Raw genomic sequence first — 1,753 nt, 5'->3', positions numbered from 1 at the left:
GCAGGGATGGAAAAGCGAACGGCTCGTCGAGGAGAACCTGTGGTTCGTGAACCATCCAGGGGCACCCACACCCTGACGCCAGCCTCCGTCTAGTGCCGCATCAGGCAACGTTCGCCTTGGCGACGACGGCACGGAACTCGCCGGAGAGCTCCTGCTGAGGCCCACTTCGCGAGCGAGTAGGCCGCGCCCGGTCCGTCGAACAGCGCAGCGGTCGAAGACGTCCTGGCGGATCGACTTTCCTCAAGATCGGCAAGATAGAGGCCGACTGTCAACGACGTTGATTATCTTGGACTCAGGATCCGCGAAGAGCGGCTGGTCAGCGGGCGGACATCGAGGCTCGACTGGCTCGCCAGGACAGCAGCGACCAGCGAGAGGCGGCGCTCAGCGCCGAGCCGACGCTGGCGAAGGACCCCACGCTGAGGATGGACGCGGCCGACCCGATCGACCCGATCGACAGCACGGAACCGACCGAGCCGATGGAGAGCACCGACCCCTGCGACCACAGGCACAGGACGGAATCCTGAGAACCGATCGACCACCGTGAGCCAGAGCTGGGACGCATGTCCACATCATTCCAGCAGGGCTCTGATGTCTGACTCGGCTCACGTTGATCGGCTCGTTCGTATCGTCGACGACCTGCAGCCGGCTACCAGCGTCAGGACTTCCCCGTATCCCGATGGGCCGACGGCAGGCCCCGCGGCTGTTCGCAGAACCCCCGATAGGGTGATCAGCCATGCCGGCACAACCTCTGCAGGACATCCTCGAGCCGGGCTGGGCGAAGGCCCTCGAGCCGATGGCCGACCGCATCGCCGCCATGGGTGACTTCCTGCGCGCGGAGATCGCGGCGGGACGCAGCTACCTACCAGCGGGCCAGCACGTGCTACGAGCCTTCCAGCAACCCTTCGACGACGTCCGCGTACTCATCGTCGGGCAGGATCCCTACCCGACCCCGGGCATGGCCATCGGGTACAGCTTCGCGGTCGCGCCCGAGGTACGCCGGCTCCCGGGCAGCCTGGAGAACATCTTCCAGGAGCTGTGCACGGATCTCAACGTGCCCAGGCCCACGAACGGCGACCTCACACCGTGGACCCGCCAAGGGGTACTGCTGCTGAACAGGGTGCTCACCACGGCACCGCGCCAGCCCGGCGCACACCGAGGCAAGGGCTGGGAGGAAGTCACCGAGCAGGCGATCCGCGCCCTGGCCGCCCGCGGCACCCCGCTGGTCGCGATCCTCTGGGGCGCCGACGCACGCAGCCTGCGCCCCTTCCTCTCCCCCACCCCGACAATCGAGTCCGCCCACCCGTCGCCCCGCTCCGCGGACCGCGGCTTCTTCGGCTCCCGACCGTTCAGCCGCGCCAACAACCACCTCCTCGAACAAGGCGCCCAACCCGTCGACTGGCACCTTCCCTGACATTCCCGCCCGGCACCGAAGGCCGGACACCACACAGCCACGTCGCGCCGTACCGCGTCATGCCACGACACAGCCTGGCTTCAGGGCGCGTCCGGGGGGGCCGTCCAGTAGCCGCGGGTCCGCAGGTGCTCCACGGTGACAGCGGCGCAGGAGCGCACGTGCTCCTCGCTGGTCCGCGTCGCCGTCACGACATCATCCGCCTGGATCGCGTCGAGCAGCCGTTCCCGGTACTTCGCCTCGTTGTCCCCCCACGCGGGCGCGTCGAAGTAGAAGCTGCCCTGGAGCACGCCGCCGAGGAACTCCAGGATCGCGTCGAGCCGCGGTGACTTTCCGGCGGTGGCG

The 1,753-nt window shown here is 68.4% G+C and carries 2 protein-coding genes and 1 pseudogene; 1 reads left to right on the top strand and 2 read right to left on the bottom strand.

The features are described from left to right. Positions 1 to 316 precede the first annotated feature (316 nt). Positions 317 to 562, bottom strand: a complete 246-nt coding sequence (locus MXD62_RS27410) for a hypothetical protein (protein ID WP_248832284.1) — start codon at positions 560 to 562, stop codon at positions 317 to 319. Between the two features lie 171 nt (positions 563 to 733). Between MXD62_RS27410 and MXD62_RS27405 the strand changes: the two genes are divergently transcribed. Next, entirely contained in the window at positions 734 to 1,411 is a 678-nt protein-coding gene (locus MXD62_RS27405) for a uracil-DNA glycosylase (RefSeq protein ID WP_248832283.1), read from the top strand. An 80-nt stretch (positions 1,412 to 1,491) separates the two neighbouring features. On the opposite strand, the pseudogene MXD62_RS27400 reads toward MXD62_RS27405, so the two are convergent. After that, positions 1,492 to 1,753: pseudogene (locus tag MXD62_RS27400) on the bottom strand (GntR family transcriptional regulator); the annotation flags it as partial.

It is taken from the genome of Frankia sp. Mgl5, assembly GCF_023242985.1.
In the GTDB taxonomy this organism is placed as follows: Bacteria; Actinomycetota; Actinomycetes; order Frankiales; family Frankiaceae; genus Parafrankia; species Parafrankia soli.
This window is presented reverse-complemented; position numbering and strand designations above follow the sequence as displayed.

Coding starts and splice junctions, on each gene's coding strand:
- MXD62_RS27410 (WP_248832284.1), bottom strand. CDS start 562: ATGCGTCCCAGCTCTGGCTCACGGTGGTCGATCGGTTCTCAGGATTCC.
- MXD62_RS27405 (WP_248832283.1), top strand. CDS start 734: ATGCCGGCACAACCTCTGCAGGACATCCTCGAGCCGGGCTGGGCGAAG.